We start from the raw sequence: 26,624 nt of genomic DNA, 5'->3' as shown, positions 1-26,624 counted from the left end.
CGCCTCAACAAGCGGCCTGGCGGAGCCGCACCGGCGCTGGGCCCTCCGGCGTCCCGCCCCCCTCGAACCAGAGACGCCAGAGCAGCAGGGCATGGGCACCGCAGCGCACCGCGCAGAGCGCCGCCAGACCCATGCAGAGGGGACAGTGAGCCAGACCCATCCGAAATCCGGCCCCAGGCGCGATCAGGTTCCACCATGGCACCTTTTGCGCCGATGGCGCCGATCCCGCCGTGCCCTAGAACGCCAGCAGCCCTCCACCTGCCACGGCCGTGCTGCGCCTCAGCGAGCTGAAACTGCCGCTTGACCACAGCGCCGCCGACCTGGACGCGGCCATCACCCGCCGGCTGCGGCTCGCCCCCGGTGAGCTGCGCGGCCACCACCTGGTGAAACGCAGCGTCGATGCCCGGCGGCGCGGTGCCATCGCCCTGGTGTACTGCCTCGACCTGGAGCTCGAGGGCGGCGCCAGGCGCCGTCTGCTGCGCCGCTTCGCCGGCGACCCCCACCTGCGTCCGACCCCGGACAGCCGCTACCGCCCCGTGGCCCGGGCCGAGGGGACCTCCTCGGAGCTGCGCCCGGTGGTGGTGGGCGCCGGACCCTGCGGCTACTTCGCCGCCCTGCTGCTGGCCCAGATGGGCTGGCGGCCGCTGCTGCTGGAGCGCGGCAAGGCGGTGAAGGAGCGCACCGCGGACACCTTCGGCTTCTGGCAGGGCCGCCGCCGCTTCGATCCCGGCTCCAATGTCCAGTTCGGCGAGGGGGGAGCCGGCACCTTCTCCGACGGCAAGCTCTACAGCCAGGTGAGCGAGAACCCCACCTACATCCGCAAGGTGCTGGAGGAACTGGTGGCGGCCGGGGCCGACCCGGAGATCCTCACCCTGCACCACCCCCACATCGGCACCTTCAAGCTGGCCACGGTGGTACGCGGGCTGCGGGCCCGGATCGAGGCCCTGGGGGGCGAGGTCCGTTTCGGTCAGCACGTGGTCGAGCTGCTGCTGGGGGACGGCCCCGAGCGGCGCCTGGCGGGCGTGCGGCTGGCCGACGGCACATGCATCGCCACCCGCCACCTGGTGCTGGCGCCGGGCCACAGCGCCCGGGACACCTTCGCGATGCTGCATCGCCTGGGTGTGGCCATGGAGCCCAAGCCCTTTGCGGTCGGGGTGCGGATCGAGCACCCCCAGGCCCTGGTCGACCGGGCCCGCTGGGGGGAGGCGGCCGGCCATCCGCGGCTCGGGCCGGCGGAATACAAGCTGGTCCATCACGGCGGGGAGGCCGGCGCCGGCCGCAGCGTCTACAGCTTCTGCATGTGTCCCGGCGGCCTGGTGGTGGGGGCGACCTCGGAGGAGGGCTGCGTCGTCACCAACGGCATGAGCCAGCACTCACGCCGGGAGCGCAATGCCAACAGCGGCCTGGTGGTGCCCATCAGCCAGGAGGATCTGGCGCCGTATGCCCAGGAGGGGGCGGAGGCCCTGGCCGGGATCGCCTTCCAGCGCCACTGGGAGCGGCAGGCCTTCGACGCCGGCGGCGGCGACTACCGGGCACCGGCCCAGTGGCTGGAGGATTTTCTGGAGCACAGGCCCAGCCAGGAGTCCCCCCCGGAGGCGGTGGTGGGTTCGTACCAGCCCGGCCTGCGCTTCGGCAGCCTGGACGGCTGCCTGCCGGCCTACGTGCTCGACGCGATCCGGGAGGCCCTGCCGGCCTTCGCCCGCCGCATCCCGGGGTACGCCATGGCGGGGGCGCTGCTGACCGGCGTCGAGACCCGCACCTCCTCACCCCTGCGCCTGCTGCGCCACCCCACCGAGCTCGAGAGCCTCAACACCCCGGGACTCTTCCCGGCCGGGGAGGGGGCCGGCCATGCCGGCGGCATCCTCTCGGCGGCGATCGACGGCATCAAGGTGGCCGAAGCGGTGGCGCTCAGCCTTGGGACACCACACCGCTCCACTGCACCGCCCTGACCCCGTCGCGACGCCAAGAATGGAACAGGGCCGGTTCGGCCACGGTGCAGAGCGGGCAGAGACCGATCCGCTCCGGCCCGATCCCCTGGCCTTCCAGCTGCAGCGCCGTGGCCCGTCGGATGTCGAGCCGGTCCCGGCCGGGGGCGGGATCCGGCAGCAGGGCGCCGCAGCGCTCCAGATCGGCCAGGGCCCGCTCCGGCGGCGGGCCGCTGCCCTCGGGCGCCATGGCGGCGGCCACCTGCAGGGTCACGGAGCGTTCCACCTGGTAGCGGAAGCCGGCCACGGCCGGACCGAGCGCCACCACAAGCCGATCACGGCTGGCGCCATCGGCCACCAGCGCCTCGATCGCCGCCGGCACGATCCTGGCCGCGACCCCGCGCCAGCCCGCATGGCAGGCCGCCACCCGGCCGCTGGCGGGGTCGGCGATCAGCACGGGGGTGCAGTCGGCCCCGCACACCCAGAGGCTCTGGCCGCCCAGGTCGCTGCGCAGTCCGTCGGCCTCCGGCCAGGGCTCCCGGTCGGCGGCGGAGGCGGCCAGCACAGCACCGCCATGCACCTGGCGGGTGCGGTGCACACTGACGCCGGCACTGAGGGCGCCGGCCAGCTCCTCCGGCGGCCGCCCCTGCCACTGGCGGGTGAAGAAGCCGTGCTCAAAGGCCGCCAGCAGGTCGCACTGGAGATAGTGGCCGCCATAGGTGCCCACCCAGGTCCAGCCGGGGAGGTCGTTGAAGCCGGCATCGGGCCGATCGAAGGGGGGCTCGAGCGCCTCAGCCATCCGCCTCAGCCATCGGGCAGGTCGCGCAGCAGCCAGAAGCCCTCCAGGGTGGAGGCCTCCTCGCTGGCCTGGATGGCGATGAACTGGAGGCCGCCGGCCCTCTCCCGGGCCTCCGCAAAGGCCTGCTGGGCCAGCCGCGCCTCCTCCTCCGGCAGTCGAGCCAGGATCCAGCGATCCTCGAGGCCCGCCTCCAGCACCAGCTGGCCGGCGCTGACCTCCAGCCGGGTCGGCTCCAGACCGGACAGCCAGCCGGCGATGGCCAGGGCCCGCCGGCGGCTGAACAGCCGGATCCCGGGGACCGGTGTGGCGGGATCGATGGCGGACGGCAGGGCCACCAGGCCGGGGAAGGCGATCTCCCAGCCGCCGGCCTCGGCCAGGGTGGCGGCGGTCAGGGTGGCCCAGCTCCAGCGGTCGCCCCGGGCCGCCTCGGGCAGGGGCAGGGCCACGGGGGGAATCGGCTGCGGTGGCGGGGCGAGGGGGCCGGCCATGTAGCCGGGCTCCAGGGGGTAGACGCTGGCCTGACGTTCCCGCAGCCACTCCACCAGGCCATAGCAGCGCCGGCTCGGCACCAGCTCCAGGCCGAGCCCTTCGGCCGCCCGCTGCACCATGGCCCGCATCGAGCCGCGCCAGCAGCGCAGCCGCCGCGGCGGGCCGTAGCCCTGCTCAGCGGCCGCCGCCAGGGCCGCCTCGATCGCCCCGCGCAGCCACTGGGAATTAACGCTGGCGGCCGGACAGTCCATCGACCAGCGGAAGGGGTCCGGCGTCGGCTGCAGGCCCGCCGTCGAGCAGATCAGCAGCTCCCAGCGCTTCTTGCCATCGGCCTCCAGGATCGGCCTGGAGTAGTAATCGAGCTCCCAGTCCGGGCCGGGGGCCTGCACCACTGCCGCTGCGCTCATCCTGCGTCCTGTTCCTGCTGGCGCAGCAGCGAGCGGGCCCGGTGGGCCCGGTCCTCGGCCTCGGCCATGACGGTGTCCTTGGCGATCAGCAGCTCGCCGGGGGGACCTTCGAGCAGGGCGGTGTTGAGGGCGATGCGGCCCCGGGCGGGGTCGACGGCGGTGATCAGGGCCTTGAGGTGCTCACCCTGCTGGAACGCCTCGCGCAGATCCCTCAGGGCACCCCCGGTGATCGAGGACTGGTGCAGCAGGCCGCTGACACCGCCCAGGTCGACGAAGAAGCCGTAGGGCTTGATCGACACCACCTGGCCTTCCACGAGCTGGCCCACCTCCAGGGTGGCGAAACGGGCGGCGGTGGCGGCCCGCTTCTCGGAGAGCACCAGCTTGCGGGTCTCGGCATTGACCTCCAGGAAGGCGACGCCCAGGGTCTGGCCGACGAGGGCCTCGTGATTCTCACCCTCGTTGAGCTGGGAGCGGGGGATGAAGCCGCGCAGGCCCTCCAGGTCACAGGTGACACCGCCGCGGTTGAAGCCGTTCACCCTCACCTGCACCACCTTGCCCTCCTTCTCCAGCTGGCGCACCTTCTCCCAGCTCTGGCGCAGGGCCAGGGCGCGGGCGCTGATCGTCACCATGCCGTCGGCGTTCTGCTCGCGGGTGACGAGCACCTCGATCGGCAGTCCCTTCGGGAAGCGCTCCTTGAGGTTGGTGATCACCCCCAGGCCACACTCGCTCTTGGGCATGAAACCGGGGGCCTTGCCGCCGATGTCGACATAGACACCGTCGCTCTCCATGCCGATCACCACCCCCTGAACCACCTCGCCGGTGGTGCCCACCGGGGCGTTCTCGTCGAGGGCGGCGAGGAAGGCCTCCTCGTCGAAGTCGAAATCGTCGACGGTGCGGGCCTGGCGGGAGGACTCGCCAGGGGCGGCCTCGGCGGCGGCGGCGGGGGCCCTGCCGGCCGACCGCGCCGAACCGCCGCGCCGATCCGGGGCCGGTCCGAGCAGATCGGCCATCGTCAGGCCCTCGATGCCCTCGAGATCGAAGCGGGCCTCGTCATCGGGGGAGGGCGAGGGGGACCGCACCGGTGCGGCGACCGGTCCGGAGGCCGCCGGCGGGGCACCGGACGGGCCGGGGGAGGCCGGGGCGAGAGGGGGCTCGGGCGCCGCCTCGTCCTCCTTCTTGATCATCAACACCTGGGGGGGCTTGCGCAGCGGCGCCGGGGCCGACCCGGAAGGCCTCGCCGGCGGCGTGGGGCGCTGGGCGGGGTTCCGGGGCTGACGCGGCGCGGGGTTGCCGGTTCCTGCCATGGAGGTCCTCAGCGAAGCACGGGGACCCACACTGTACGAATCACCCTTCTGAGGCCGGTCCTCTCTCCGCCGATGCCCACCAGCACCGAGCGACGCCTCGCCAGCCTCAGCTGGACGACGGTGCGTGAGCAGGCGGCCCGTCCGGGCAGCACGGTGCTCTGGCCCCTGGGCGCCGTCGAGCAGCACGGTCCGCTGCTGCCCCTGGGCACCGATGCCCTGTTCGCCGAACGGGTGGCCGCAGCGGTGCTGGACCGGCTCGATCCCGAGCTGCCGATCTGGCGCCTGCCGCTGCAGAGCCTCGGCTTCTCGCCGGAGCACCTGGGCTTCCCGGGGACCCTGAGCCTGCCGGCGGGGCTGCTGATCGACCTGGTACGCGCCGTCGGCAAAGGGGTCGCGGCCGCGGGCTTCCAGCGGCTGGTGCTCTTCAACGCCCATGGCGGCCAGATCGGCCTGCTGGAGGCGGCGGCCCGGGAGCTGCGGGTGCTCGAACCCGCCCTGGCGGTGCTGCCCTGCTTCCTGTGGCGCGGCGTCGATGGGCTCGGACCGCTGATTCCCGAACCGGAACGCAGCAACGGCCTCCACGCCGGCCTGGCCGAGACCAGCCTGATGCTGTTTCTCGAACCGGCCGTCGCCGGGCCCCTCCCCGCCGCCGACGGCCCCGGCGAGGGCCAGGCCCCGCCCGCCGGCTGGAGCCTGGAAGGGGCCTGCCCCAGCGCCTGGCGCACGCAGGAGATCAGTGCCAGCGGCGTGATCGGTGATCCGTTCGGCGCCAGCGAGGCGCTGGGCCGCGAGCTGTTCGGCCGGCTGGTGGAGAGCTGGGAGCGGCGACTGGAGGCCCTGCTGCACAGCGACTGGCCGCCGACCTCCGGCGGAGCGTGACTAAAGTCGTGGGATTGCTTATCCCCGTGGTTCCCATGCCCACCGTCGCAACCACCACGTCCGTCGATTCCTCCCTGGATCCGGTGGGCCCGATCGAGGGGAGCGACCTGCCCGACTTCAGCACCGCCGCCTACAAGGACGCCTACAGCCGCATCAACGCGATCGTCATCGAAGGGGAGCAGGAAGCTCACGACAACTACATGTCCCTGGGCACCCTGCTGCCCGACCAGGCCGAGGAACTGGCCCGCCTGGCCCGCATGGAGCTGAAGCACATGAAGGGCTTCACCGCCTGCGGCAACAACCTTGGCGTCACTGCCGACATGCCCTTCGCCCAGGAATTCTTCTCCCCCCTGCGCAACAACTTCCAGGCGGCCCTCAAGGAGGGCAAGGTGGTCACCTGCCTGCTGATCCAGGCCCTGCTGATCGAAGCCTTCGCCATCTCGGCTTACCACATTTATATTCCTGTCGCCGATCCGTTCGCCCGCAAGATCACCGAAGGGGTCGTCAAGGACGAGTACACCCACCTCAACTACGGCCAGGAGTGGCTCAAGGCCCATCTCGAGGAGTCCCGCGCCGAGCTGGAGCAGGCCAACCGCGACAACCTCCCCCACGTGCGCCGCATGCTCGACCGCGTGGCCGCCGACGCCGCCGTCCTCCACATGGAGAAGGAGGATCTGATCGAGGATTTCCTGATCGCCTACCAGGACGCTCTCACCGACATCGGCTTCACCCCCAGGGAAATCGCCCGGATGGCCGCCGCGGCCCTGGTGGGCTGAGCCGCCCCCTTCCCCACCCCTGGGGAGGATGTAGCGTCGGCGACATCCGGCCCCGCCCCTGCCGCCGCTCTCTCCTTCCTGCATGTTCGGCCTGATCGGTCATTCCACCAGCTTCGAGTCGGCCCGCAACCTGGCGCGAAGCCTGGGTTTTGAGGAGTACGCGGAGGGGGATCTGGACATGTGGTGCAGCGCTCCGCCCCAGCTGGTGGAGCGGATCAGTGTCACCAGCCCCACGGGCAAGCGCATCGAAGGGGCCTACATCGATTCGGTGTTCGTGCCCGAAATGCTGAGCCGCTTCAAGACGGCCAAGCGCAAGGTGCTCAATGCCATGGAGCTGGCACAGAAGAGCGGCATCGACATCACCGCCCTGGGGGGCTTCACCTCGATCATCTTCGAGGATTTCAAGCTGCTGCGGGAGCAGCAGGTGCGTGCCACCACCCTCGACTGGACGCGGTTCACCACCGGCAACACCCACACCGCCTGGGTCCTCTGCCGTCAGGTGGAAGAGAACGCCCCGAAGCTTGGCATCGACCTGCGCCGGGCGAAGGTGGCGGTGGTGGGTGCCACCGGTGACATCGGCAGCGCCGTCTGCCGCTGGCTCTCCCAGCGCACCGGCGTGCAGGAGCTGCTGCTGGTGGCCCGCCGGCCCCAGCCCCTGGCCGATCTCCAGCAGGAGCTCGGCGGTGGTCGCATCCTGCCCCTGGAAGACGCCCTGGCCGAAGCCGACGTGGTGGTCTGGGTCGCCAGCCTGGCCCAGGCCAGCACCATCGACCCCAGCCAGCTCCCCCGTCCCTGCCTGATGGTCGACGGCGGCTACCCCAAGAACCTGGACACCCGGGCCGCCGGCGACGGCATCCACGTCCTCAAGGGCGGCATCGTCGAGTTCGGCTCCGACATCGGCTGGCAGATGATGGAGGCCGCCGAGATGGCCAAACCGCAGCGCCAGATGTTCGCCTGCTTCGCCGAAGCGATGCTGCTGGAGTTCGAAGGGCTGCACACCAACTTCAGCTGGGGCCGCAACAACATCAGCCTCGAGAAGATGGATCTGATCGGCGCCGCCTCCCTTCGCCACGGTTTCCAGGCCCTGGGCCTGGAAGTCCAAGCAGCGATCCCCAGCCTCTCCATCACCTGATCCCCTCGCCTGAGCGCCCATGGCCCGCCGCGTCCTGCTGGAGTTCGAGAAACCGCTGGTGGAGCTCGAGGAGCAGATCGAGCAGATCCGCCAGCTGGCCCGCGATTCCGAGGTGGACGTGAGCCAGCAGCTGCTGCAGCTCGAAACCCTCGCCACCCGGCGGCGGGAGGAGATCTTCAGCTCCCTCTCCCCGGCCCAGAAGATCCAGGTGGCCCGCCACCCCCAGCGGCCCAGCACCCTCGATTATATCCAGGTCATCACCGATGAGTGGATCGAGCTGCACGGCGACCGCCGCGGCAACGACGATCGCGCCCTGGTGGGTGGTGTGGGTCGCATCGGCGACCAGCCCGTGGTGCTGCTCGGCCACCAGAAGGGCCGCGACATGAAGGAGAACGTGGCCCGCAACTTCGGCATGGCCTCTCCAGGCGGCTACCGCAAAGCCCTGCGGCTGATGGAGCACGCCGATCGCTTCCGCCTGCCGATCCTCAGCTTCATCGACACCCCCGGGGCCTACGCCGGCGTCAAGGCCGAGGAGGAGGGCCAGGGGGAGGCGATCGCCGTGAACCTGCGCGAGATGTTCCGGCTGCGGGTGCCGATCATCGCTGTGGTGATCGGGGAAGGGGGCTCCGGCGGCGCCCTCGGCATCGGCGTGGCCGACCGCCTGCTGATGTTCGAGCACAGCGTCTACACCGTGGCCAGCCCTGAGGCCTGCGCCTCGATCCTCTGGCGCGATGCGGCGAAGGCCCCCGCCGCCGCCGAGGCCCTGCGCATCACCGGCGCCGATCTGCTGCAGCTCGGGCTGGTGGATGCCCTGCTGAAGGAGCCCTCCGGGGGCAACCACTGGGCGCCGATCCAGGCCGCCGAAACCCTGCGCCAGGCCCTGCTCAGCCACCTCGCTGAGCTGCAGACCTACAGCGAATCCGCCCTGCTGGAGGCCCGCTACGCCAAGTACCGGCGCATGGGCCAGGTCCTGGAGGGGGCGACGCCGGATCCCGCCCACGCACCGTAGGGTTTGCCTCCCTGCCGTCCGGCCCTTTGCCCGTCGCTCTGATCACCGGTGCCTCCCGTGGCATCGGCGCGGCCACCGCGAGGCGTTTCGCCGCTGAGGGCTACGACCTGCTGCTGGTGGCCCGAGGCCAGGCCGACCTCGACGGGCTCGCCGCCGAGCTGCGGGCCCTGGGCCGCCGCGTTGAGACCCTGGCCCTCGACCTGACCCAGCCGGAAGCCATTGCGCCCGCCCTGACCGAACTGCTCGGGCGCGGTCTGGTGCCTTCGGTGGTGATCAACAACGCCGGTGCCGCCTGGACCGGCCCCCTGGCGGTGATGCCGATCGAGCGCTGGCAGTGGCTGCTGCAGCTCAACCTCACCAGCGTCTTCCAGGTCTGCCAGGCGGTGCTGCCGGCCCTGCGCCAGGCGGGTGGCGGGCGGATCATCAACGTCAGCAGCCATGCCGCCCGCAACGCCTTTCCCGAGTGGGGGGCCTACTGCGTCAGCAAGGCCGCCCTGGCCTCCTTCAGCCGCTGCCTCGAAGCGGAGGAGCGCTCCGCCGGCATCGCCGTGAGCACCCTCACCCTGGGGGCGGTGAATACACCCCTCTGGGACAGTGAAACCGTCCACAGTTCCTTCGACCGACGTGCCATGCTTTCAGCCGAGCAGGTCGCCGAATCCCTGCTCTACCTTGCGCGGCAATCCCACAGCCAGACGGTTGAGGACCTCACCCTGATGCCGGCCGCCGGAGCCTTCTAACCCCCCTTATGACATCCACCCTCCCCACTGGCCTAAGCGCCCGTCAGGCCGCTCCCGTCACGACCCCCATCCCCGTCAGCCTGCGGATCCGCGAACGGCTGCAGAAGGAAGGGATCCCGTTTCTGGCCAACGACAACATCTCCGACCACCTGCGCGAGGGTGAGCTCGACCAGCTGGAGATCGAGGTGGCCGGCAAGGTGCGCGACCTGCTGCGCAGCCTGGTGATCGATATCGAGAACGACCACAACACCGAGGAGACGGCCGAGCGGGTCGCCAAGATGTACCTCCACGAGGTGTTCAAGGGTCGTTACCACGAGCAGCCGAAGATCGCCAGCTTCCCCAACGTGAAGCAGCTCGATGAGATCTACACCGTCGGGCCCATCTCCATCCGTTCCGCCTGTTCCCACCACCTGGTTCCGATCCTCGGCAACTGCTGGATCGGCATCAAACCCGGTGAGCGGGTGATCGGCCTGTCGAAGTTCTCTCGCGTCGCCGACTGGGTCTTCTCCCGGCCCCACATCCAGGAGGAGGCGGTGATCATCCTCGCCAACGAGATCGAGCGGCTCTGCCAGCCCCTCGGACTGGCGATCCTGGTTAAGGCCCAGCACTACTGCATGAAATGGCGCGGGGTGAAGGAACCCCAGACCAGCATGGTCAACTCGGTCGTGCGCGGTGATTTCCGCCACGACCCGAGCCTCAAGCAGGAGTTCTTCGAGCTCGTGCGTCAGCAGGAGGCCCTGCTCAGCACCTGAGCCGGCTCAGTTGGCAGGGCGCGGCTGGACCGGCCCCACCACCTGGGAGACGCTGCGCTGGCTGCCCCCCGGGGTCGGCACCGCCACTACCACCATCACCTGGGAGGCCACATCGGCGGAGGTGAGGGCGTAGGTGGGGCCGCTGGCCCCGGCGATCAGCTGCCACTGGACCTTTCCGGGGGACAGCCGGTACCAGTGGAAGGCCGCTGGCGGCAGGGCGGCCAGCCCCTCGGCGGCTGCCGTGGCCTGGAGCATGGCCCCCTGCACGGCCTCGCCCTGGAGCAGGAGCTGGTCGAGTCCGGCGATCCGCTGCTCCACCGCCCCCTCGATCCGCTGGTCGCCGGCGATCTGCTGGCGCAGCAGCTGGATCTGCTGCTGGGGATCGGCCGTCACCCCGGGGACGCACTGGAGCGTGCCGTCCACCAGCTGGCAGCCCACAAGGTCCTGAGCCCGCAGCCCCGGTGCCCCGGGCAGTGCGGCCAGAAGCAGGGCCAGGGGCAGGGCGGCACGGGCTCGCGAAGGGCGGCGGAGGAAGGCCAAGTGGGGATCGGATATCGGGCTGCACCGATCCTGCACCCGGCAGCGCCAAACGCCAATCAACCGCCGCCGGATCCACGCACCGCTGCCACCAGGGACGCGACCCGCGCCAGGTCCTTGACGCCGGGACGCTCCTCCAGGGCACTGGAGGCATCGAGGCCATCGGGACGCAGCCGGGCCAGCAGCTCGCCCGCCGTCCCGGGGCCGACCCCCCCGGCCAGCCACCAAGGCATGGACGGGCGGAAGTGCTCAAGCCATTCGATCGGGATCCGGTGCCCGGTGCCCCCCAGCTGGCCGGGGCACCAGGCATCGAGCAGCAGGGCCTCCACCACGCCCGCGTAGGCGGCCGCCCGCTCCAGGTCCTCGGGCGTCCGCACCCGCAGGGCCTTCCAGAGGCGCACCCCCAGCCGCCCGCCCAGCTCGCGGCAGCGCTCGGCGCTCTCCTCCCCATGCAGCTGCACCACCGCATGGCCCTGCCCCGCCGCCAGCTCCTCCAGCTGATCGTCCCCGGGATCGGCCACCACCAGCACACCGAAGCAATCGGGACGGTCTGCGGCGATGGCGGGGCGGCCGGCGGCCATGGCAGCGAACAGGGCGGCCCGCTGCTCCGGCGGCACGTAGCGGGGCGAGCCGGGAACGGCGATGACCCCGATCGCATCGGCCCCCAGGGCCGCGATGGCGGTGGCCTGGGCCGGCTCCCGGAGCCCGCAGATCTTGAGCAGCGGAGTGGTGACCGGAATCAAGGCGGCAAGCCTGCCTTTCTAGGATGGAACGAACAACCCCGGCCATGGCCGGGTCTCCGAGCGGACGGTGCCCGTGGGTGAAGGCTGGCAACTGCTGACGATCCGCGGCATCCCCCTGCGCATCCACCCAAGCTGGTTCGTCATCCTGCTGCTGGCCACCCTGGCCTTCCAGCAGCAGTACGCCCTCAGCCTGGGCAGCCAGCTCGCCCCAGCGGCGCTCTGGGCCGTGGCCCTGGTCACGGCACTGGCCCTGTTCGTCTCCGTGCTGCTGCACGAGCTGGGCCATTCCCTGGTGGCTCTGCACCAGGGGGTCAAGGTGAAGAGCATCACCCTGTTCCTGCTGGGCGGCGTGGCCAGTGTCGAGCGGGAATGCTCCACGGCCCGCGGCGCCCTGATGGTGGCGGCGGCCGGCCCGGCGGTGAGCCTGGTGTTGGGGTTCGGCCTGCTGGCCTCCACCCATGCCGCCAGCCACGTGGCCCCGGTGCTGGGTCAGATGGTGGAGCGACTCGCGGCCCTCAACCTGGTCCTGGGCCTGTTCAACCTGCTGCCCGGCCTGCCCCTGGATGGGGGGCTGATCGTCAAGGCCCTGGTCTGGCAGTTCTCCGGCAGCCAGCGGCGCGGCGTGGAGGTGGCCAATGCCTGCGGCCGGTTCCTGTCCCTGCTCGCCGTCGGCATGGGGACCGTGCTGCTGCTGCGGGGCGGCGGCATCGGCGGCGCCTGGCTGATCCTGCTGGGCTGGTTCGGCCTCGGGGCGGCCCGGAACCAGAAGCAGATGCTGGTCGTCCAGCAGGCCCTCAAGGATCTCAAGGTCCGGGATGTGGCCCAGCGTCGCTTCCGGGTGCTGGAGGCCGACACCACCCTGCGGGAGCTGAGCCGGTTGCGCCTGGGCACCGCGGCGCCGCCCATCGCCGAGGCCGGCGACGACGCTCCCCCCGCCGAGCGGGAGTCCAGCGGCCCGCCGGAGTGGCTGCTGGTCTGCGACCGGGGTCGCTGGCAGGGGGTCATCGATGACGCGCCCCTCCAGTCCCTGCCGGTCCAGTGCTGGGACCGGGAAACGGTGGGACACCACCTCCAGCCCCTCTCCAGCCTGCCCGCCATCCCCGAATCCGCCCCGCTCTGGCAGGCCGCCCTCCAGCTGGACGACGGCAACCACCAGCGGCTGCTGGTGCTCAGTCCGGCGGGGTTGCCCTGTGGCACCGTGGAGCGCCCCGAACTGGGGGACGCGGTGCTCAAGAAGCTGGGACTGCGGCTGCCCGCCAATCTGCTCACCGTCGCTCGCCGGGAGAACGGCTACCCCCTGGGCATGGCCCTCGGTCAGGTGGCCCGCGGCATGGTCAGCTCGGGGGAGGTCTCACCGCTGACGGATTCGGTCAGCCGGTAACGGACGAGCCGCGGGGCGATCGCGGCCAGCTCCTGCGGCGTCAGGGAGGCCAGGGGAGGCACCGGTGACGACCCGCCGGGATCGGGGACGGGGCGCCACGGCAGCCAGCGGGCGGCCGAGCGGAGCAGATGCTCCTCCAGCTCGATCCCGGCCAGCGGCAGGGGATCGAGGTCCGGGGGATCGCCTCTGAACACCTCCCGCCAGAGGCCAGGGCAGGGGTCCAGCTGGATCGACCCGTGCTGCAGCAGGTGGCCACCGCGCCAGAGCTGGGCACTGCCCACGCGCTTGGCTCCGTTGGCGTGGACCAGGTCGGCGACGGTGCTGGTGGCGAAGCAGCTGCTGCGCTGCAGGCTGGCCGCCTGGCGGCCGCCTTGCAGCGGCAGGCCCATGGCGGCGAAGGCCTCCACCAGCCAGACAAGGGCCCGCCCATAGACCTCGGATCGGGTTCCCTGGGGCCGGGGCCACACCAGGGCATAGGTGAGATCGGCGCCATGGAGCACGGCCCGGCCGCCGCTGGGGCGGCGCACCAGGTCGAGGCGCCCCTGGCGCCGCAGGTCCCACCAGTGGGGCTCGAGCCGCCGCTGGTGCCAGCCCAGGGAGAGGGTGGGCCGCGACCAGCGGTAGAGCCGGAAGGCCGGCGCCGGCGGGCCGTCCAGCAGCCAGGCGTCGATCGCCATCTGCCAGTCCCCGCCCAGGCGCGTCGTCCCGATCCAACGCATCGGTGCCTCTGGCGTTATGGATGGGGCCGACGCCGCGGCCTCGCTGTCTGGTTGGAGGCTCAGGGCATCACGCTCCAGAAGCCGGGGTCGAGCTCGTAGCCCAGCACGGCGGCCATCTGGCCCAGGTTGGCGCGGCACTCAATCCCGCCGGTGGCGGCCCAGTGGTCGAGCAGGAACAGGCGCTGGGTGATCCAGAGCTCAAGGCTCTCGGGTGCGAAACGGATCCCCTCGGTGGGGCTGAAGCCATGGGGAAGCAGCATGGCCACATGGCGGGTGAGCTGGCCGCCGCTGCGCTCCAGCACCAGGGGCAGCCAGGGATGGAGCGCGTCGGCCCGCAGGCTCCAGAGCCGCAGTTCGGGGATCTCCGAGAGTTCGCGGGGATCCTCCGCCTCCCGGGGCCAGCCGAAGTCAAGGGTCAGTCCGCTGGCGGCGCTCAGCAGCGCGGCCGGCGCCAGCGACGCCAGGCCCGCCAGGGGGGAGAGGTCGAGGGCGCGCACCTGGGCGCCGGACACCTTCAGGGGCTCGGGAGGGGGCTCGGGGCAGGGTGGGGGCGCCATCAAGAGCTGTGACAGGGCAGGACCGGAGGCTGGACCGTAGCTCGCGATGGCCGAAGAATGGGTCGGTCAAACTCCATCCACCGTCAAGGACATGGTCACTCCGATCAATCAGGCCGAAGTGCTGATCGCCCTCATCGTGGCGGCCCATGCCGGGGTGTTGGCCGTCCGTCTCTGCTTCAGCCTCTACAAAGCCTGAAGCTGCAGCGCCGCTCCCTTGGCAAGGCCCGGGCAGGCTGCTACAAGCGGAGGGCTCGCAGCCTTCCCTCAGGTGCGCCAGACCCAGCCCCAGCCTTCCCGGCGCCAGCCCCCCGCTGCACGAAGCTCCACGGGCCGTCCGCGGCGTTCCCGGTCCCGCCAGACGCCCGGGGACGCCGCTGGTGGTCCTTTTTCGCTGCGCTCGATTCCCAGCCTCCACGGCCAGCCGGCGGTCGTCGGCTCCAGCCTTGAGCCCGTCCATGGCGACGGCGAACCCGGCGGCTGCAGCCGCGACAGCCAGCTGCTCTCCCTGTCCGCCGAGCGGCAGGAGCTGGTCTGCAGCCTGATCGGCCTGGCCGTCAAGCTGGGGCTGGTCGCCCTCACCGGCGTGAGCCTGTTCCGCCTCGCCGGCGCCTACCAGCAGCGCATGGAGAGCCAGGGTGAGATCGCCGCCGTGCTGGAACTGGAGAACGCCAAGCTGGTCAAGGCCCGGGAACGCTTCGACGCCCTGTTCATGGTGGAGGGTGAGCAGCGCCTGATCCGGGAGCAGAGCCAGTGGATCGCCCCGAACCGCCTGCGGGTGATCTGGCAGTCGAACCGTCCGTTTCCAACTGTTGAATCCGCCGCGACCGGATCCGGAAATCAGGGCACCCGTCCGTAGGTTGGGGCCCCCTTCGCCCGCGGATCAGCAACGCCATGGTGACCCCATCCGGTGAGACCGCCCTTTCCCCCGCCGCGTCCCGGGGCACGGCTGCCGGCCCTGGGGTTCCCGGAACAGCCCTGATCACCGGCGCCTCCTCCGGTGTCGGTCTGTTCGCCGCCAAGGCCCTGGTGGATCGGGGCTGGCACGTGGTGATGGCCTGCAGGGACACCGACAAGGCCCGGCGGGCCCAGGCGGCCCTGGGCATGGCCGATGGCGCGGTGACCCACCTGAAGGTGGATCTGGCGGATCTCGACAGCGTGCGCGCCCTGGTCGACGCCTTCCATGCCACCGGGCGCCCCCTGGATGCCCTGGTCTGCAATGCGGCGGTCTACCTGCCGCGGCTGAAGCATCCGGAGCGCTCGCCCCAGGGCTACGAGATCTCGATGGCCACCAACCACTTCGGCCATTTCCTGCTGATCCACCTGCTGCTGGAAGACCTCAAGCGCTCCTCCCACCCGTCGCGGCGCCTGGTGATCCTGGGCACCGTCACCGCCAATTCCAAGGAGCTGGGGGGCAAGATCCCCATCCCGGCGCCCGCCGATCTCGGCGACCTCTCGGGCTTCGCCGCCGGCTTCAAGGCCCCGATCGCCATGGCCAGCGGCAAGAGCTTCAAGCCCGGCAAGGCGTACAAGGACAGCAAGCTCTGCAACATGATCACCACCCAGGAGCTGCACCGCCGGCTGCACGGCAGCACCGGCATCGTCTTCACCTCCCTCTATCCGGGCTGCGTGGCCGACACCCCCCTCTTCCGTCACACGCCGCGGGCCTTCCAGACGATCTTCCCCTGGTTCCAGAAGAACATCACCGGCGGTTACGTGAGCCAGGCCCTGGCCGGCGAACGGGTGGCCCAGGTGACGGCCGATCCGGAGTTCGCCGTCTCCGGGGTGCACTGGAGCTGGGGAAACCGGCAGACCAAGGGGGGCAAACAGTTCAGCCAGGAGCTCTCGGAGAAGGCCAGCAACCCCGTCACCGCCCAGCGGATGTGGGACTACTCGATGCAGCTGGTGGGGCTGGCCTGAGGCGATCGCCGGGCCGGCGCCATTGCATCGGAATCTGCCGATTCAGGCGCAAGGCCGCAAGAAGCCGCTAGGAGTCATCCAGTAACCACCCCCTGGAGCCGATGACCCGCACGCTGCGCTGGGGAGTGGGACTGCTGCTGGTCGTCAGCCTGTCCATCGGCGCCTTCCTGTTCCTGCCCTTCCGCTCCTGGCTACCGGGCGGAACCGTGGCCGATGTGCCGCTGAGCCAGGTGGTGAACGGTGCCGCCTTCAACCGGCTGTTTCCCGAGCCCGAGGACGGCGACCAGCTGGTGTTCACCCAGGAGAAGCGTGGCTTCAGCGAGGCCCGGCTCAAGCATGGCGGCCAGGTGAAGGCCCTGCTGGCCATCTCCGATGTCACCACCGCTCCGGGGGCCCGCCTCAAGTTCGAAGCCAGCCAGAGCCGCCTGCAGGGCTGGCCGCTGGTGGAGCAGGGGCCGCAGGCCACCGCCCTGCTGGTGGCCGACCGCTTCCAGGTCAAGGTGATCGGCCAGAGTGAGGGACTGGATCCGGAGCAGCGTCAGGACCTGCTCGGGCGCTTCAACCTGAGGGGCCTGGCGGCTCTGCAGGGGGCAGCATGAGCACCGTTCTCGAGCGCCTTGAGCGTCTGCCCCGCCGCAACCTGACGGTGCTGGCCATCAAGGGCCTCAGCACCCTGGTGCCCGGCGGCTGGCCCAACATCACCCGGGCCGACACGCTGATCGCCGACGTGCTGGGCAGCACCGATCCGGAGCTGATCCGGCAGGTGCGGGCCCGGGCCGACGTGCTGAGCCAGGCGCGCCACGAGGGCTATGGCCGTGCCCTGAGCCTGTACGACGCCGTCAACCGCTCCCAGAAGGCCGCCGGGGGCCTGCGGCTGCTGGCCAACATCGGCGGCGCCCTGCCGCTGGTGAAGCGGGTCGCCGATCTCACCCCCACCAGCGACACCCTGCAGGCGGCGGATCTGAGCCTGAAGGTGGCCGCCGAGATGCTGGCCTTCACCCAGGTGAACGGCCTGCCCGGCGACAGCTTCGGCGACTTCGCCGCCGCCCTGGGCGACTACGCCGGGGAGGCCCGGGTGAGGATGGCCGCCCTGATCTGCTTCGATGCCCTGCTGCCCCTGGGCGACCAGGCCCTGCAGCGGCTGGATGGCCTGCTGGGGGGCCTCGACAGGCAGGACCTGCACCAGCTGCCCGCCTACGCCGGCATGGCCCGACTGCTGCCGGGGCGTGGGGATGGGGCCCATCTGACCTTCCTGCGCCGCAGCGTCGAACCGTGGCTGGGCTGGGCCGGCGGCTTCACCAGCCAGCTGGGTCTCACCGGCCAGAAGGCGGTTCAGGCCCTGGAGGGAACGCTGGGCCCCTGGCAGGGGAGCTTCAAGCAGATGGCCACCTTCCTCGACGCCTTCACCGACACCTACCAGCACACGGGCGTGCAGGCGGTGGCCCGTCGACTGGTGGAGCGGGCCGCCGCGGAGATCTGACGGGCCCGCCGGGGTCCGTCGGCTGGCGATCAGTCGAAGCCCAGCAGGTCGAAGATCTCCCGGTCCTTGAGGGATTCGGCCTCCAGCGGCTCCACATCGCTGAGCATCTTGCGGGCCAGGCTCAGGTACTCCTCCTGGACGGCCTGCACCTCCGGGGTGCTCTCCATCTCGAAGATGGTGCACTTCTTGAGCCGTGACTTGCGGATCGCGTCAACGGTGCGGAAGTGGGCCATGGTGCGCAGGCCGGTGCGCTCGTTGAACTTGTCGATCTCGTCGGTTTGCTCGGAGCGATTGGCGATCACCCCGCCGAGGCGCACCTTGTAGTTCTTGGCCTTGGCATTGATCGCCTGCATGATCCGATTCATGGCGAAGATCGAATCGAAATCGTTGGCCGTCACGATCAGGCAGTAGTGGGCGTGCTGGAGGGGGGCCGCAAAGCCGCCGCAGACCACATCACCAAGGACATCGAAGATCACCACGTCGGTGTCCTCGAGCAGGTGGTGCTCCTTCAGCAGCTTGACCGTCTGTCCGGTCACGTAGCCGCCGCAGCCGGTGCCGGCCGGAGGACCACCCGATTCCACGCACATCACGCCGTTGTAGCCCTCGAAGACGAAGTCCTCGGGCCGCAATTCCTCGGTGTGGAAATCAACGGTCTCGAGGATGTCGATCACCGTCGGCACCATCTTCTTGGTGAGGGTGAAGGTGGAGTCGTGCTTCGGATCACAACCGATCTGCAGCACCCGCTTGCCCAGCTTGGAGAAGGCGGCCGAGAGGTTGGACGAGGTGGTGGATTTGCCGATGCCGCCCTTGCCGTAGACGGCGATCACCAGGGCCCCCTCCTCAATGTTCATCGACGCGTCCTGATGCACCTGCAGGCTGCCCTCGCCATCTTCGCGGGGGTTGGTGCTCGGGGGAGACGTGAGTGTGGTGGTCATAGGAAAAACAAGGGGAAGCCGGAGAACCGGCGGATCACGCGTCAGAAACAGCCTGCTCAGGTCGGATCCCGGCTGTCAGGGGATCACGCAAACCGAAACATCGCCAGAGGGGCCCTCAACGGCAGAAGAGGGCCCTCAGCGGCTGAAGTGGGCCTTGGCGTCATAGAGGGCCTCGGCATCGATCCTCTCCAGGCCCCGTTCGCGGGCGAAGGCTTCGGTGTTCTTGCGCACCTTGCCCCGCACGAAAAAGGGAATCTTGGCGAGCTCGGCTTCACCATCGGCGGTCCAGAGGCTTTCGAGGGCTTCCCGGACGGCGGCGCCGGCGGTGGTGGTGCCCGGTGCTGGGGCGGTGGTGGCGACGGACGCCGTGACCGTGGCTGGCACCTGCGTCGGAGCCGTGGGGGCCTCGGGGTCGGCGCCCGAGGCCGCCGCCGGGGCGCCATCGCCCAGGTGGCTGCGGTGGCCGTCGACGAACTCGAAGTCGTGGCGGAACATCCCGATCAGGTGCTCCTCCAGACCCATCATCAGCGGGTGCACCCAGGAGTCGAAGATCACGTTGGCCCCCTCCCAGCCCATCTGGGGGGAGTAGCGGGCCGGCACGTCCTGGACATGCAGGGGGGCGCTGATCACGGCACAGGGCAGGCCCAGACGCTTGGCGCTGTGGCGCTCCATCTGGGTGCCGAGCACCAGCTCCGCGGCCGCCTCGGCCATGGCCTTCTCCACCACGAGGTAGTCGTCGGTGATCAGGGCCTCCAGGCCCAGCTCGGCGGCGGCGGCCCGCACCTCCCGGGCCTGCTCCCGGCTGTAGCTGCCCAGGCCCACCACCTGGAAGCCCAGTTCCTTGGAGGCGATCCGGGCGGCGGCGATGGCGTGGGTGGCATCGGCGAAGATGAACACCCGCTTGCCGGTGAGGTAGGTGGAATCCACCGACCGGGAGTACCAGGGCAGCCGGGAGCGGCGCTCGGCCTCGCTCGGCTGTCCCTCCACCTCCTCCAGCTCGGCCGGCAGCGCCAGGTCGAGCACGCCGTGCAGTTCCCGCAGGAAGGCGGCGGTGGCGCCGATCCCGATCGGCACCGTGCGCACCACCTGCTGGCCGAAGCTGCGCTCCAGCCAGCTGCACACCGGACCCGCCACCTCGGGATAAAGGCAGACGTTGGCATCGGCCGTGGGGATGCGGATCAGATCGGCGGGCCGGGCGCCCAGGGGCGCCACCACCGCCACATCGATGCCGTGCTCGGCCAGCAGCCGGGTGATCTCCAGCACGTCGTCCCGGCAGCGGAAACCCAGCAGGCTGGGCCCCAGCAGGTTGACCCGGGGCCGGCGACCCTCCGCTCGCCAGCGGGACGGGGACGGCTTGGGCGCGCCCGGCGCCGGCATCTGGCCCTTGAGCAGGGTGCGCACCAGCTGGTAGAAGGTCTCGGCCGCGCCCCAGTTCTCCTTCTTGGAGTAGGCCGGCAGCTCCAGGTTCACCATCGGGACGCCCAGGTTCATGCCTGCGGCAAGGGCGCCGGGCTGGTCCTGGATCAGCTCGGCGGTGCAGCTCTCGCCCACCAGCAGTGCCTCGGGCCGGAAGCGGTCGACGGCCTGGCGGATCGAGCGCTGCACCAGCTCGGCGGTGTCACCGCCCAGATCCCTGGCCTGGAACGTGGTGTAGGTGACGGGGGGCCGCAGCCCCCGCCGCTCGATCATCGTGAACAGCAGATCGGCGTAGGTGTCGCCCTGGGGGGCATGGAGCACGTAGTGCACCCCCTCCATGGAGGTGGCGATGCGCATGGCTCCCACGTGGGGGGGGCCTTCGTAGGTCCAGAGGGTCAGTTCCATGGGGGTCTCAGGAGAGCTGCAGCACGGCCCGGCGCCGCAGCGGGCGGGCAAAGAGTTCGGCCAGTTCACCGGCCTGGTCGCAGCCGTGGATCGGGCTGAACACCAGCTCGATCGACCACTTGGTGGCGATGCCCTCGGCCTCGAGCGGATTGGCCAGCCCCAGGCCGCAGAGCACCAGATCGGGGCGGGCGGCCCGTACCCGCTCCAGCTGCAGGTCCACGTCCTGGCCCTCGCTGAGCTGGGTGGCGGGGGGCAGCAGGGCCAGATCGGCCGCCATCAGCTGACGGTCGAGGTAGGGGGTGCCCACCTCCACCAGCTCCATGCCGCATTCCCTGGACAGGAACCGGGCCAGGGGGATCTCCATCTGGGAGTCCGGCAGCAGGAACAGTCGCTTGCCAGCCAGGACCTCCCGGTGGGGCTCCAGGGCGCGGCGCCCCCGTTCCACCAGGGGGTCGAGCACCGCGTTGAAGCGATCGGCGGGCACGCCGAAGGCCGTGGCGGCGGCGGCCATCCAGTCGCGGCTGCCCTCCACGCCGAAGGGATAGGGGGCACTCAGCAAGGTGGCGCCCCGGTGCTGCAGGGCCCGGGCGGTGGCACTCAGGAAGGGCTGGGCGAGCAGCACCCGCGTTCCCTTACCCACGGGAGGCAGATCGGTGGAGCGCCGCGGCGGCAGGCTGCGGACCGTGGCGATGCCCAGCCGCTCGAAGATCAGCCGGAAGCGATCCTCCACCGCATCGGCCAGGGTGCCCACGATCAGCAGCTGCTCCTCATCGGAGGAGGGTAGCAGGGGCAGCATGGCCAGCAGGGCGTTGTCCTCCCCCTGGGTGAAGGTGGTTTCGATGCCGCTGCCGGAGTAGTTCAGCACCCGCACCCGCCCCAGCAGCTGGGTGTTGAGGCGTTCGGCGGCCTTGGCCAGGTCGAGCTTGATCACCTCGCTGGGGCAGGAGCCCACCAGGAAGAGGGTGCGGATCTCGGGCCGGCGCTCCAGCAGATCCTTCACCAGACGGTCCAGTTCCTCGTTGGCATCCGCCAGACCTGCCAGGTCACGCTCCCCCAGGATCGCCGTGCCGAAACGGGGTTCGGCGAAGATCATCACACCGGCCGCCGACTGGATCAGGTGGGCGCAGGTGCGCGAACCCACCACCAGGAAGAAGGCGTCGGGCATGCGGCGGTGCAGCCAGACGATGGAGGTGAGACCGCAGAACACCTCCCGCTGGCCGCTCTCCTTGAGGATGTCGCCGGGAAGGCTGCCGGTGGGAGGCTGAGCCGGTGGTGCGGATACACCCATGGAGGGGATCGCCAGATATGGAGCCTCCATGGGCTAGCGGGGACAGCAGGGTCCGCGCCCGGGTGCGTTACATCTTTTCGGGATCGTGTGCGGATTCCCGCGCTCAAAGGCGGCGGCGGAATCCCTCACTGAAGCCGATGCTGCGCTCCTCCCGCTCGCCATCGGCGCTGCGGCTCAGTTTCCACACGTTGCGCCCCAGGCGGCGGGCCATGAGTCCGCCCCGCTCCACCAGCGCGGCCCCCGGCCGGGCCCCCATCAGCTGGGTCACCTCGGCGGTGCTGAGGGGAGCGCCGGTGCGGATGGCCAGCTCGGTGATCTCGAGCCGCTGGCGCAGGGCCGCCAGATCGACCGGGTGATCCGCCTCGGCGGCATCCTTCCAGTCGGCGAAGCCGTCGCCGATGCCGCCGCCCATGCGCCGCATCAGGCCGAGGCCGATGAAGGCGAGGGCCTGCTCCGGCCGCACCCCCTCATCGAGGGCCCGGGTGATCCATTCGGACACCGTGTCCTGGTCGAGAGGATGGCGCAGGGGCTGGGTCTCGCTGGCCACCCCGGGGGCGGAGGAGCCGCCGGCGGAGGGGGAGGTGGCAGGGGCGTCAGCAGGGGCGGAAGCGGTGCGCCGGGTGGCCATGGTCGCGCCTGGAAAGGTTGAACTGGAAGGTATCGGCTGCCTTCGGAGTCGCAAGGGTTCGGATGGACGCGATCCCTATGGAAAGAGGGCATCCATTCGTGTCTCCGTTCGGGCGCGGCGCGGTGCTTCCCTTCCGTCCCCATGGACCGTTCGCTCCATCCGCCCTGCGACCAGGCCTCCACCCACTCGGTCGACACAGCGGTCCTCCGGGAGGATCCCGTCGAGATCGCCTCCGGTGTGTGTTGGGTGGGGGTGCGGCTGGCCCACGGCCCCTTCCAGTGCCACAGCTGTTTCCTTGCCAATGGTGTGGCCAGTCTTCTGATCGATCCGGGCTCGCCGCTCACGATCGTGGGCACCCTGGCCAAGCTGCGCGTCATCACCGATCTGGACGCGATCCGCTGGCTCGTCTGTCACCATGGCGAGCCCGACATCTGCGCCGCCCTGCCCCTGGCGGGGGACCGGCGGCTCGAGTTCCAGCTGACGCCCTACCTCCACTTCCCCGGGGCGATGGTGTCCCATGACAGCAGCGTGCTGGGGAGGCCCCCGGCGGGCGCCTCACGGTCAGCCTGGGGGTGAGCATGACGGCGGCCGAGCCGACGGCCGACTTGCCACGGATGATGGCGCTGGCCGACCGGGCCCACTAGGCCGCCAAGGCCGCCGGCCGCGACCGGGACCGGGACCGCCCGCCGACGCCCCGCCTGGGAGTACCGTCCCCTTCTGGACTGCCCCTGGCGGCGGCCAGGGATCCCGGCGCTTCAACCACCCCGGCGATCGCCATGACCATGTGTTCCGGGGGTTGGCGCCTCGCGCCGTGATGGATTCACAGAGTTCCCGTTCCTTCCTTCGCGACGACCGGTCGGACGCCCGCAGGAAGGCGGCGAACCTGCGCATCACCGGCACCGATGTGAGCGGCGAGGCCTCCGGGGCCAGCTGCGTGATCACCACCGACAGCGAAGGCCGGCGGCTGGCGCGCCAGTCGAGCCATGTGCAGTCGATCGAACTGCGCACCTACGTCTTCCTGGATTCCCTCCAGCCCCAGCTGGCGTCGTACATGGGCACGGTGTCCCATGGCTTCCTGCCGATCCCCGGTGATGCCTGCCTCTGGCTGGAGGTCTCCCCGGGGATGGCGGTGCACCGGGTCACCGACATCGCCCTCAAGGCCAGCACGGTGCGGCTCGGCCAGATGGTGGTGGAGCGGGCCTTCGGCTCCCTGGCCCTGTACCACCGCGACCAGAGCAACGTGCTCCACTCCGGCGACGTGGTCCTGGAGGCCATCGCCAGCCGGGTGGAGCTGCGCAGCCGCTGCGAGGTCACCTGGACCGAGATCATCCGGGCGATCACCCCAGACCACGCCGTGCTGATCAACCGCCAGAACCGCCGCGGCTCGATGATCCAGGCCGGGATGAGCATGTTCATCCTCGAGACCGAACCGGCGGGCTATGTGCTGATCGCCGCCAACGAAGCCGAGAAGAGCTCCAACATCACCGTGGTGGACGTCAAGGCGGTGGGGGCCTTCGGCCGCCTCACCCTGGCGGGCAAGGAGGGCGATGTGGAGGAGGCCGCCGCCGCCGCCATGCGGGCCGTGGCCCAGATCAACGCCGGTGCCCGCGGCTGAGCGCCGCCGCATCGCCACCCGGCCGGCTCAGGCCAGCCCCAGCAGCCGCTTGAGGCCAGGGGCCATCGCCCGGGCGGCCTTGCCGCGGCTGCCGAGCCGGCTCTTGAGGTGCTCGCCCATCGCGGCATAGCTGCAGCCCGCCTCCCGCACATGGAAGATCGGGTCGTAGCCGCCGCCATGGCCGGAGGGCTCCCGCAGGATCAGCCCCCGGCAGACCCCCTCCGACTCCAGCACCACCGCACCGGTGGGATCGGCCAGGGCCATGGCACTGACGAAGGTGCCGCCCCGGTAGAGGGAATCGCCGAGCTCGTGCAGCAGCCGGTGGATCCGCTCGTGGTCGGTGGGGGCGTAGCGGGCCGAGTGCAGACCGGGGCGGCCATCGAGGGCATCCACCTCCAGGCCGGAATCGTCGGCCAGCGACCAGCAGCCGGTGAGCGCAGCCACTGTGGAGGCCTTGAGGCGCGCATTCTCCGCATAGGTGAGGCCCGTCTCCTCGATCTCCAAGCCCTTGGGCTGCTGGCGCACCTGCAGCCCCGCCTCCGGACCGACCCCCTCAAGCATGGCCGTGATCTCGGCCACCTTGTGCGGGTTGCCGCTGGCGATCACCAGCACCGGGGAGGAAGGGGGAAGGGACAAGCCGGGCCCACGGAGGGGCCCCATTGTGGTGCAGCGCGGTGGGGAAGGGGTGGGGCAGGACGGGTTGAACATTCCACCCCCGGAAAACTCCAGGGTTCCTGCCCCGGGCGGACGATAGGGAATTCGCCGCCAATCGGACGGAAGGACCGGACAACGTTGCGCGACCGGTGACGACCCAGGCCCGGATTCGTCCCTAAGTTGCCTCCACCCTTTGGGCGCCGGAGGGCGATGCAGTCGAGCCTGGTCCTACAGAACCTTCTCTCCGCGCCGGTTCTCTTTTTCTTCCTGGGCATCCTGGGGGTGCTGGTGGGCTCCGACCTGGAGATCCCCTCGCCGCTGCCCAAGCTCTTTTCCCTCTATCTGCTGCTGGCGATCGGCTTCAAGGGGGGCATGGAGCTGGCCCACAGCGGCCTGGGCCCCCAGGTCCTGCTGACGATCGGGGCGGCGGTGGCGATGTCGCTGCTGGTGCCGCTGACCAGCTTCCTGTTCCTGCGGCTGCGCCTCGACGGTTACAACGCCGCCGCCATCGCCGCCTCCTACGGCTCGATCAGTGCCGTCACCTTCATCACCGCCGAAAGCTTCCTCAACGTCGTTGAGGTGAACTTCGACGGCTTCATGGTGGCAGCGCTGGCGCTGATGGAATCACCGGCGATCGTGGTGGGGGTGATCCTGGCCAGGCTGTCGGCCCCCGCGGAGGATGCGGAGATCGGCGGAGATCAACAGAACGGCGGCGGCAGTCTGCGCTGGAAGGAGATTCTCCAGGAGGCCTTTCTGAACGGCTCGGTGTACCTGCTGATCGGCAGCCTGGTGATTGGTTACGTGGTGGCGGCCTTCAGTCCGGCCGGTCTGGCGAAGATGGATCCCTTCACGGAGAAACTCTTCTACGGAGCCCTCTGTTTCTTCCTTCTCGACATGGGCATCGTCGCGGCCCAGCGATTGCGGGACCTCAGGCAGGCGGGGGCGTTCCTGATCGGCTTCTCCCTGCTGGCCCCTCCTCTGCACGCCCTGCTGGGGCTGCTGGTGAGCGCCCTTCTGGGCCTGAGCCAGGGAAACACCCTGCTGTTCATGGTGCTCTGCGCCAGCGCCTCCTACATCGCCGTGCCGGCGGCGATGCGCATGACCGTTCCGCAGGCGAACCCCAGCCTCTACATCTCCACCGCCCTGGGTCTCACCTTCCCCTTCAATGTGGTGATCGGGATTCCGCTCTACATGGCCCTGACCCGCCAGTTCATTCCGCTCGGCTGAACCCGGCCCCCCCAGGCCGACCCTCGCCGAACCGTCGCCCCCCCCTGCCGACCCGTCGCCCCCTTCCCATGAAGCGCATTGATCTCTTTCTCAGCGAGCGGGAACTGAACCGTGTCTGCCGCACCATCACTGCGGCCGGGGCGAAGGGCTATTCGGTGATGCGGCATGTCACCGGCATGGGTCCCTCGGGTGAGATCTCCGAAGCGATGGATTTCAGCGGGCTGGGGGCCAATGCCCACGTGATCGTGTTCGTGGAGGACGAGCTGCTCGGCGCGGTGGGCACCGCCCTGCGACCCCTGCTGAAGCGCTACGGCGGGGTGGGCTTCGTCTCCAGCGCCGAGCCGCTCTGAGCCGCCGGGACGGGTGCCGGGCCGACGGAGATGGTGCGCAGCGCGGCGGCGATCAAGCAAAGCTTGCTTTTTGTGTTGCACTGATCAGCTGCCCTTATCAGCCGATCCGAAAACCTTGATGGCCGCCCGGCTCCCAATCGCTTGACGGAGGGTTTGACGGAGGAGCAAGGTTGCAGGCGAACATTCCACCCCCCTCCTCCAGGAGCAGGTAATGGCAAACGAAACCATGGGCATCGCCCTCGGCATGATCGAGACACGCGGTCTGGTGCCCGCCATCGAAGCGGCGGACGCCATGACCAAAGCCGCCGAGGTGCGCCTCATCGGTCGCGAATTCGTCGGTGGCGGCTACGTGACCGTCCTGGTGCGGGGTGAAACCGGTGCCGTGAACGCCGCCGTCCGTGCCGGCGCCGATGCCTGCGAGCGGGTGGGCGACGGCCTGGTGGCCGCCCACATCATCGCCCGTCCCCACCGCGAGGTGGAGCCGGCGCTGAACAGCAGCTTCGGCCTGGGATCGAAGGACTGAGCGGTCGGCTGACCCTCTGAGTTTTCCATCCGAACCCATC

General features: G+C 70.5%; 31 protein-coding genes. 18 read left to right on the top strand and 13 right to left on the bottom strand.

Annotation, left to right across the window (positions count from 1 at the left end):
- Positions 1-4: 4 nt before the first annotated feature.
- Entirely contained in the window at positions 5-160 is a 156-nt protein-coding gene (locus tag CYAGR_RS17930; protein ID WP_156818320.1) for a hypothetical protein, read from the bottom strand.
- A 109-nt stretch (positions 161-269) separates the two neighbouring features.
- Here CYAGR_RS17930 and CYAGR_RS00220 point away from each other — a divergent pair, with 109 nt between their 5' ends.
- Positions 270-1,949, top strand: a complete 1,680-nt coding sequence (locus CYAGR_RS00220; protein ID WP_015107723.1) for an NAD(P)/FAD-dependent oxidoreductase — start codon at positions 270-272, stop codon at positions 1,947-1,949.
- Here the strand turns inward: CYAGR_RS00220 and CYAGR_RS00215 are convergent.
- The 3 genes from CYAGR_RS00215 to CYAGR_RS00205 are packed head-to-tail and all read right to left on the bottom strand — an operon-like array spanning position 1,909 to position 4,924.
- Positions 1,909-2,724: a purine nucleoside phosphorylase YfiH/LACC1 family protein gene (locus CYAGR_RS00215; RefSeq protein WP_015107722.1), complete on the bottom strand. Its 816-nt coding sequence runs from the start codon at positions 2,722-2,724 to the stop codon at positions 1,909-1,911. The two genes, CYAGR_RS00220 and CYAGR_RS00215, sit on opposite strands and share 41 nt — an antisense overlap.
- Positions 2,725-2,729: 5 nt before the next feature.
- Complete coding sequence (locus CYAGR_RS00210; protein WP_015107721.1) at positions 2,730-3,620, bottom strand: Tab2/Atab2 family RNA-binding protein; 891 nt, start codon at positions 3,618-3,620, stop codon at positions 2,730-2,732.
- Entirely contained in the window at positions 3,617-4,924 is a 1,308-nt protein-coding gene (locus tag CYAGR_RS00205) for a S1 RNA-binding domain-containing protein (protein ID WP_043325218.1), read from the bottom strand. The genes CYAGR_RS00210 and CYAGR_RS00205 overlap by 4 nt, the downstream gene beginning before the upstream one ends.
- A 72-nt stretch (positions 4,925-4,996) precedes the next feature.
- Here CYAGR_RS00205 and CYAGR_RS00200 point away from each other — a divergent pair, with 72 nt between their 5' ends.
- From CYAGR_RS00200 to folE, 6 genes are all read left to right on the top strand, one after another.
- Positions 4,997-5,803, top strand: coding sequence for a creatininase family protein (locus CYAGR_RS00200; protein WP_015107719.1), 807 nt, complete (start codon positions 4,997-4,999; stop codon positions 5,801-5,803).
- A 35-nt stretch (positions 5,804-5,838) separates the two neighbouring features.
- Positions 5,839-6,579: an aldehyde oxygenase (deformylating) gene (locus CYAGR_RS00195; RefSeq protein ID WP_015107718.1), complete on the top strand. Its 741-nt coding sequence runs from the start codon at positions 5,839-5,841 to the stop codon at positions 6,577-6,579.
- Positions 6,580-6,661: 82 nt separating this feature from the next.
- The gene (locus tag CYAGR_RS00190) at positions 6,662-7,711 is read left to right on the top strand and encodes a long-chain acyl-[acyl-carrier-protein] reductase (protein ID WP_015107717.1); all 1,050 of its coding nucleotides are present in this window, start codon (positions 6,662-6,664) and stop codon (positions 7,709-7,711) included.
- Positions 7,712-7,730: 19 nt separating this feature from the next.
- The gene (locus tag CYAGR_RS00185) at positions 7,731-8,720 is read left to right on the top strand and encodes an acetyl-CoA carboxylase carboxyltransferase subunit alpha (RefSeq protein WP_015107716.1); all 990 of its coding nucleotides are present in this window, start codon (positions 7,731-7,733) and stop codon (positions 8,718-8,720) included.
- A 26-nt stretch (positions 8,721-8,746) separates the two neighbouring features.
- Positions 8,747-9,457, top strand: a complete 711-nt coding sequence (locus tag CYAGR_RS00180; RefSeq protein WP_015107715.1) for an SDR family oxidoreductase — start codon at positions 8,747-8,749, stop codon at positions 9,455-9,457.
- Positions 9,458-9,465: 8 nt separating this feature from the next.
- A complete protein-coding gene (folE, locus tag CYAGR_RS00175; RefSeq protein ID WP_015107714.1) occupies positions 9,466-10,209 on the top strand; it encodes a GTP cyclohydrolase I in 744 nt (247 codons plus the stop codon).
- A gap of 6 nt (positions 10,210-10,215) precedes the next feature.
- Here folE and CYAGR_RS00170 read toward each other — a convergent pair whose 3' ends face one another.
- Positions 10,216-10,749, bottom strand: coding sequence for a hypothetical protein (locus tag CYAGR_RS00170; RefSeq protein WP_015107713.1), 534 nt, complete (start codon positions 10,747-10,749; stop codon positions 10,216-10,218).
- 56 nt (positions 10,750-10,805) lie between these two features.
- Positions 10,806-11,489, bottom strand: coding sequence for a phosphoribosylanthranilate isomerase (locus CYAGR_RS00165; protein ID WP_015107712.1), 684 nt, complete (start codon positions 11,487-11,489; stop codon positions 10,806-10,808).
- A gap of 73 nt (positions 11,490-11,562) precedes the next feature.
- On the opposite strand from CYAGR_RS00165, the gene CYAGR_RS00160 reads away from it, so the two are divergent.
- Positions 11,563-12,870 carry a site-2 protease family protein gene (locus CYAGR_RS00160; RefSeq protein WP_043326051.1) on the top strand — a complete coding sequence of 436 codons (1,308 nt, stop codon included), beginning with the start codon at positions 11,563-11,565 and terminating at the stop codon, positions 12,868-12,870.
- On the opposite strand, the gene CYAGR_RS00155 is transcribed toward CYAGR_RS00160, so the two are convergent.
- Together CYAGR_RS00155 and CYAGR_RS00150 are read right to left on the bottom strand one after the other, a co-directional pair.
- On the bottom strand, positions 12,804-13,589 hold the full coding sequence (locus tag CYAGR_RS00155) for a lipoyl protein ligase domain-containing protein (protein WP_015107710.1): 786 nt from the start codon (positions 13,587-13,589) through the stop codon (positions 12,804-12,806). The two genes, CYAGR_RS00160 and CYAGR_RS00155, sit on opposite strands and share 67 nt — an antisense overlap.
- Before the next feature lie 59 nt (positions 13,590-13,648).
- Positions 13,649-14,146 carry a CRR6 family NdhI maturation factor gene (locus CYAGR_RS00150; RefSeq protein ID WP_015107709.1) on the bottom strand — a complete coding sequence of 166 codons (498 nt, stop codon included), beginning with the start codon at positions 14,144-14,146 and terminating at the stop codon, positions 13,649-13,651.
- A gap of 91 nt (positions 14,147-14,237) precedes the next feature.
- Between CYAGR_RS00150 and psaM the strand changes: the two genes are divergently transcribed.
- The 5 genes from psaM (at position 14,238) to CYAGR_RS00125 (ending at position 17,543) form a co-directional block, all read left to right on the top strand.
- Positions 14,238-14,342 (top strand): photosystem I reaction center subunit XII, encoded by a 105-nt coding sequence (psaM, locus tag CYAGR_RS00145; RefSeq protein ID WP_043325215.1) that lies wholly within the window; start codon positions 14,238-14,240, stop codon positions 14,340-14,342.
- A gap of 72 nt (positions 14,343-14,414) precedes the next feature.
- Entirely contained in the window at positions 14,415-15,002 is a 588-nt protein-coding gene (locus CYAGR_RS18785; RefSeq protein ID WP_015107707.1) for a hypothetical protein, read from the top strand.
- Between the two features lie 35 nt (positions 15,003-15,037).
- Positions 15,038-16,063 carry a protochlorophyllide reductase gene (locus CYAGR_RS00135; RefSeq protein ID WP_015107706.1) on the top strand — a complete coding sequence of 342 codons (1,026 nt, stop codon included), beginning with the start codon at positions 15,038-15,040 and terminating at the stop codon, positions 16,061-16,063.
- A gap of 101 nt (positions 16,064-16,164) precedes the next feature.
- Entirely contained in the window at positions 16,165-16,662 is a 498-nt protein-coding gene (locus tag CYAGR_RS00130; protein WP_015107705.1) for a hypothetical protein, read from the top strand.
- Complete coding sequence (locus CYAGR_RS00125; protein ID WP_015107704.1) at positions 16,659-17,543, top strand: hypothetical protein; 885 nt, start codon at positions 16,659-16,661, stop codon at positions 17,541-17,543. The genes CYAGR_RS00130 and CYAGR_RS00125 overlap by 4 nt, the downstream gene beginning before the upstream one ends.
- Positions 17,544-17,572: 29 nt before the next feature.
- Here CYAGR_RS00125 and bchL read toward each other — a convergent pair whose 3' ends face one another.
- The 4 genes from bchL to CYAGR_RS19450 all read right to left on the bottom strand — a co-directional run bounded on the left by bchL (position 17,573) and on the right by CYAGR_RS19450 (position 22,215).
- Positions 17,573-18,478, bottom strand: a complete 906-nt coding sequence (gene bchL / locus CYAGR_RS00120) for a ferredoxin:protochlorophyllide reductase (ATP-dependent) iron-sulfur ATP-binding protein (protein WP_015107703.1) — start codon at positions 18,476-18,478, stop codon at positions 17,573-17,575.
- Between the two features lie 135 nt (positions 18,479-18,613).
- Complete coding sequence (locus CYAGR_RS00115; protein WP_015107702.1) at positions 18,614-20,299, bottom strand: ferredoxin:protochlorophyllide reductase (ATP-dependent) subunit B; 1,686 nt, start codon at positions 20,297-20,299, stop codon at positions 18,614-18,616.
- Positions 20,300-20,306: 7 nt separating this feature from the next.
- Positions 20,307-21,587, bottom strand: a complete 1,281-nt coding sequence (locus tag CYAGR_RS00110) for a ferredoxin:protochlorophyllide reductase (ATP-dependent) subunit N (RefSeq protein ID WP_051016971.1) — start codon at positions 21,585-21,587, stop codon at positions 20,307-20,309.
- A 103-nt stretch (positions 21,588-21,690) separates the two neighbouring features.
- Complete coding sequence (locus CYAGR_RS19450) at positions 21,691-22,215, bottom strand: hypothetical protein (RefSeq protein ID WP_015107700.1); 525 nt, start codon at positions 22,213-22,215, stop codon at positions 21,691-21,693.
- A 141-nt stretch (positions 22,216-22,356) separates the two neighbouring features.
- Here CYAGR_RS19450 and CYAGR_RS00100 point away from each other — a divergent pair, with 141 nt between their 5' ends.
- Both CYAGR_RS00100 and CYAGR_RS00095 read left to right on the top strand, forming a co-directional pair.
- Positions 22,357-22,791 carry an oxygen-binding di-iron domain-containing protein gene (locus tag CYAGR_RS00100; protein WP_043325213.1) on the top strand — a complete coding sequence of 145 codons (435 nt, stop codon included), beginning with the start codon at positions 22,357-22,359 and terminating at the stop codon, positions 22,789-22,791.
- Between the two features lie 238 nt (positions 22,792-23,029).
- The gene (locus CYAGR_RS00095; RefSeq protein ID WP_015107699.1) at positions 23,030-23,830 is read left to right on the top strand and encodes a BMC domain-containing protein; all 801 of its coding nucleotides are present in this window, start codon (positions 23,030-23,032) and stop codon (positions 23,828-23,830) included.
- Between the two features lie 27 nt (positions 23,831-23,857).
- Here CYAGR_RS00095 and CYAGR_RS00090 read toward each other — a convergent pair whose 3' ends face one another.
- Positions 23,858-24,490 carry a non-canonical purine NTP pyrophosphatase gene (locus tag CYAGR_RS00090; protein ID WP_051016968.1) on the bottom strand — a complete coding sequence of 211 codons (633 nt, stop codon included), beginning with the start codon at positions 24,488-24,490 and terminating at the stop codon, positions 23,858-23,860.
- Positions 24,491-24,694: 204 nt separating this feature from the next.
- Here CYAGR_RS00090 and CYAGR_RS00085 point away from each other — a divergent pair, with 204 nt between their 5' ends.
- The 3 genes from CYAGR_RS00085 to csoS1 all read left to right on the top strand — a co-directional run bounded on the left by CYAGR_RS00085 (position 24,695) and on the right by csoS1 (position 26,584).
- Positions 24,695-25,711, top strand: coding sequence for a sodium-dependent bicarbonate transport family permease (locus CYAGR_RS00085; protein WP_015107697.1), 1,017 nt, complete (start codon positions 24,695-24,697; stop codon positions 25,709-25,711).
- 68 nt (positions 25,712-25,779) lie between these two features.
- Positions 25,780-26,061: a P-II family nitrogen regulator gene (locus CYAGR_RS00080; protein ID WP_015107696.1), complete on the top strand. Its 282-nt coding sequence runs from the start codon at positions 25,780-25,782 to the stop codon at positions 26,059-26,061.
- 211 nt (positions 26,062-26,272) lie between these two features.
- Positions 26,273-26,584 carry an alpha-carboxysome major shell protein CsoS1 gene (gene csoS1 / locus CYAGR_RS00075; protein WP_015107695.1) on the top strand — a complete coding sequence of 104 codons (312 nt, stop codon included), beginning with the start codon at positions 26,273-26,275 and terminating at the stop codon, positions 26,582-26,584.
- Positions 26,585-26,624 lie beyond the last annotated feature (40 nt).

Origin of the sequence: Cyanobium gracile PCC 6307, assembly GCF_000316515.1 — a bacterium.
Classification (GTDB): Bacteria; Cyanobacteriota; Cyanobacteriia; order PCC-6307; family Cyanobiaceae; genus Cyanobium; species Cyanobium gracile.
This window is presented reverse-complemented; position numbering and strand designations above follow the sequence as displayed.